Source organism: bacterium (genome assembly GCA_030654305.1).
GTDB lineage: Bacteria > Krumholzibacteriota > Krumholzibacteriia > LZORAL124-64-63 > LZORAL124-64-63 > PNOJ01.
Window position 1 is genome coordinate 1 of sequence record JAURXS010000087.1, and the last position, 4,233, is coordinate 4,233.

General features: G+C 75.9%; 4 protein-coding genes. All 4 read right to left on the bottom strand.

Going from position 1 to position 4,233, the window contains the following annotated elements; genetic code table 11:
- Positions 1–488, bottom strand: a 488-nt coding sequence (locus Q7W29_02345) for a hypothetical protein (protein ID MDO9170651.1), incomplete at its 3' end; no start/stop codon positions are given.
- The gene (locus tag Q7W29_02350) at positions 485–1,522 is read right to left on the bottom strand and encodes a GNAT family N-acetyltransferase (GenBank protein ID MDO9170652.1); all 1,038 of its coding nucleotides are present in this window, start codon (positions 1,520–1,522) and stop codon (positions 485–487) included. The genes Q7W29_02350 and Q7W29_02345, both read right to left, overlap by 4 nt.
- A gap of 8 nt (positions 1,523–1,530) precedes the next feature.
- Entirely contained in the window at positions 1,531–3,942 is a 2,412-nt protein-coding gene (locus Q7W29_02355) for a T9SS type A sorting domain-containing protein (protein MDO9170653.1), read from the bottom strand.
- Positions 3,939–4,233, bottom strand: a 295-nt coding sequence (locus Q7W29_02360; GenBank protein ID MDO9170654.1) for a hypothetical protein, incomplete at its 5' end; no start/stop codon positions are given. The genes Q7W29_02355 and Q7W29_02360, both read right to left, overlap by 4 nt.

Consider the following 4,233-nt stretch of genomic DNA (forward strand, 5'->3'; position numbering starts at 1 on the left):
CCCAGCAGGGCCAGTTGCAGCAGGCCCCTCCCGAGGTTCACGGCGGTGCCCGTCCGCAGGCGGCCCAGGGCCAGCAGGTCGTAGGCGAGGATGTCGCACAGCACTAGGGCGGCGAGCGCGCCGACCATCGCCGCGGCGGTCGCGCCGCTCCAGCCGAGGCGGGCGGCGAGCGATGCGCCCGCCTCCGTCCGCCAGGCCAGCGCCCCCAGCGCGGCGGCCGCGAGCGTCGCGGCGCCCGTCCAGAGTGACTGGGTGCGCATCAGGGACCGCGCCGAAGCCGGCCGGCTCCGGATCTCCGGGACGGCGGCCAGACCCACGCCGCCGTTGACGGCCGCGGCCGCGAACATCAGCAGGGTGATCCCCAGTGCGTAACGGCCCTGCCCGTCGGGGCCGAGCGCGCGCGCGACCACCAACCCGGCGCCCGCCCCGGCCGCGGCCTGGCCGAGCCGCAGGCCCAGCACCGCCGCGCCCTCGCGCAGGAGCTTCAACGGCCCCCTCCCCGTCTCATCGCCAGCGCCGCCGCGCCGAGGCGCGACGTCCGCCGCCACATCGCGCGCTCCAGCGTGAGGGCGCCGAGCAGTTCCTTGAACTGCGCCACCCCCCGCTGGCCGCCGTGGCCGCCGAGGTCCAGGCGCAACGCGCCGCGCCGGCAGGCCTCCACGAGATCGGCCCAGACCAGCATGGTCGCCGGGAAGACGTCGTCGGTGCTGTCGCCGGAACTGTCGCCGGAACTGTCGACCGTGGCCCCGACCCAGGCGGTCACCGTGCTTCCGGCCTGCAGGCAGAGGTGGGCGCCCAGCAGGGCGCCGTCGCGACGGACCGTGGTGCAGTAGACGTCGCCGCCGCCGCCGGCGAGCAGGCCCCGCAACAGGTCGGACGGGATGGGCCGCGATCCCCAGCGCCGGATCGCCGCGGCGTAGATCGGCAGGAACTCGTCGATCACCGCGGGGTCGGACGTGACCTGCGTCGCGCAGCCGCGCCGCAGCGAGCGGTTGCGTTCGTTGCGCCGGTTCTTCTTCAGCAGGTGCGCCTCCACGTGGTCGAGGCCCTCGGCCAGCGGGAAGTAGGCCACGGGCACCGCCGTGCGGCGGAACCCGCTCGCGGACAGGGGCGCGGCCACCTCGTCGCCGGTGGGGCCCTCGGCGTGGAGCGTCGCGGCCAGGGTCAGGGGCGAGCGCGCGGCCGCGGTCCAGGCGTCCAGCAGGGCGGCGAGGGCGGCGCGTCGGCGCGCGGGATCGAGCGCCGGATCCAGCAGCAGGTCGCAGGGCAGGCCGGCGTGGTGCGCTTCCAGCGTGCGGAAGGGGCCTCGCGCGGTCTCGAGCCAGGCGAGCCCCCCGACGGCCTCCCCCGCCGCCGTCGCGGTCGCCCAGGCACCCGCGCGGCGCGGCAGGCTGGCGCAGAGCGTCGCGGTCCAGACGTCGGCGCCGGCGAAACCGCCGCCGCAGCGCGCGTGCAGGCGCCGCCAGTGCGGTCCCGGCCGCGCGCCGCGGACGAGTTCGAGGTCGGCAGCGCGATGCGTCATGCCGTCCCTCAGTGGACCAGGGCCAGCGGCAGCACGCGCACCTGACCCGACAGTTCCACGCGCGCGAGGTACGTCCCGGGGGCCACGGCCTCGCCCGTGAGGTTGATCCCGTTCCAGAACACCGTGTCGTTCGCGACGTGGCGGTCGCGGTACACCAGCTGGCCGTCGACGGTGAAGATCTCCACCAGGGCGCCGCCGGAGATCTCGAGGGACGTCGCGACGGTCTCGGCGTCGATGCCGCCGAGGCGCAGCCCGGCGTGCTCGCCCACCAGCAGCGGGTTGGGGTAGAGGAAGAGCGGCGCGAGCGGCCCCTCCCCCTCGACGCGGTCGCGGGCGATGGTCACCAGCACGGCGCCGCCCGCGGCGCCGGCCAGCAGCCGCAGCCCGGTGGCGTCGGTCGTCAGTTCGCGCACCGGCCCCTGCGGGGTGCCGGCCACGATGTCCGCCGTGTAATAGGCGGACAGCCCGTAGCTCGCGTACTCGGCGGCGTTGGTGAAGGGGTCGACCAGCACCTCGTCGTCGCGGATCCGCACGCGTTCGAACCCGGCGTCGTGGCCGACCCACACGTCGCCGTTGCCGTCGACTTCCACGTCCAGCAGCGTGCCCTGGAGCAGCCCGGGCGTCGCGCTGTCGACCTTCGCCCGCAGCGAGCGCACCAGGGTCATGTCCAGCGTGTTGTCGTCGTACGACCGGTAGGAGAGCTGCGCCAGGCCGCTGCCGCCGCCGACCCAGATCGTCCCGTCCGCGCCGACGTCCACCGCGCGCGCGCTGGTGAGATCGAAGGCGCCCTCCGTCAACGTGGCCGGGGGCGTCCAGACGTCGTCGCCCGCGTCGTGCCAGGTCAGCGCCGCGTCGGCGCCGCCGATGCCGTTGACGTCCCAGAGCACCAGGCCCACGCCGGTCACCGCGAACCAGATGCGGTCGCGGCCGTCGACCACGGCGTCGAAGACGATGCCGCCGCCCAGGCCGGTGTTGTCGGTCGGCAGGCGGATCCAGGACGCCGGGTCCCGCCAGTGTTCGGGATCGACCAGCACGTCGACGCCGTCGCGGTCGCTCAGCAGCAGCACGGGACCGTCCGGGTGGTGCACGATCCGCACGATGCGGCGCGTCGACAGCGGCGACGTGTCGGGCGTCAGGTGGTCCATGTCGGGGATCCCGGGCCGGTAGCGGATCACGCCGGTCTGGAACTGCGTGAACCAGATCTCGCCGTCGGCGCGGGCCGTGAGCGCGAGCATGCCGCCGTCGAAATTGTAGAGCCCGACCGAATCCGCGGCCGTCGAGGCGAGGTTCGCGACCTGCGTCCAGACGCCGCCGTCGCGCCGCGCGATGCCGCCTCCCTGCCGCGAGCCGAACCAGGGCACGCCCGCGGCGTCGAAGGCGACGCCGTCCACGGAGGTGAACAGCAGCTCGTCCGTCTGGCTCGACGTCCAGCCGTCGCCGTCGCGGGCGGCGACGAAGGCGCGGGCCGCCTTCAGGTTCGCGGGCTCGGGACGCCGCAGGCCGGCGCACCAGAGACGGTCGGTGCCTTCGAGCGCGTGCACGTCGGCTTCGGGAGCGTCGACGGGTTGCCAGGCCGCGCCGTCCCAGCGCCGCAGGCGGTCGGCGACGCCGTCCGCCACGACCAGGGCCCAGGGCTCGGCGCCGACGTTGGCGAGGTCGGACACCGGCAGCGCGAGGTCGCCCAGGTGGGACCACGCGCCGGCGCTCCCGTCCCACGACCAGACGCCGTCGCCCGCGCTCGCCAGGAGCCCCAGCCCCGGGACGAGCCGCAGCGCGAACACGGCCTGTGGGCCGATGCCGGCGCTGGCGTCGCTCACCGCGTTGTTGCGCTGCAGCGACACGCCGCCGGCGGTCGCGATCCACAGGTCCCCGCCGTCCAGCAGCAGGTCCAGGATGATGTCGCTCACCAGGCCGGGCGTGTTCGCGGTGGTCATCACGCCGCCGGGCAGGCCGCTGCTGATCACGCCCACGCCGCCGTCCAGCAGACCGTAGTAGACGCGCTCGGCGCCGGCGGCCACGGCCGTGATCTCGAGGTCCGAGCCGAGGTTGGTCACCTGCCGGAACGCGGGGGCGAGCGGGTCGGGATCGACGCGGGTCAGGCCCGCGCCCTGGCAGGCCACCCACAGGTGGGTGCCGCTCCAGGCCAAGTCCACGACGCGGTCGCCAGCCAGTCCGTCGGCCGCCCCCCAGCGCCCGACGATCCCGCCGTCGGCGTTCATCACCAGCACGCCCCCTTCGGCGAGGCCGCCGAACAACCGGCCGTCGGCCGCCAGCAGGGCCACGCAGTCCTGGGCGCTCAGGACGGTTTCGAGGCGGACCGCCTGGGCGCCCGCCCGGGGCGCGACGGCGCCGGCGACGAGCAGCGCCGAGACGAAGAGCAGTGGCGCGAGCGCGCTCGCGGACCGGTGGATGCGCTTCACGGGTTCTCCTGTTCGGTGTTCCCACGTTCGAGCCGGGAAATCCCGGCCGGGTCGCGCAGGGTGCGTCGGAAGCGGGCCGCCCCGCGACCGGCCCAGGCGCCGCCGAGTCCGGCGGCGGGGGGTTCGAGCCGCCATGGGTCCGTGAGGGCCCCGGGCGGCGGCGGCGCGCCGTGGGGTCCGCAGGGGACGAGCGGCGCCCCCGACAGGGCCAGGCTGCCGGTGATCAGGGCTCGCGCCAGGGCGGGTTGCCGCAGCAGCCCGCAGGGTCGGCCGTCGCGGCCGCAGACCAGG

Coding starts and splice junctions, on each gene's coding strand:
- Q7W29_02350 (MDO9170652.1), bottom strand. CDS start 1,522: ATGACGCATCGCGCTGCCGACCTCGAACTCGTCCGCGGCGCGCGGCCG.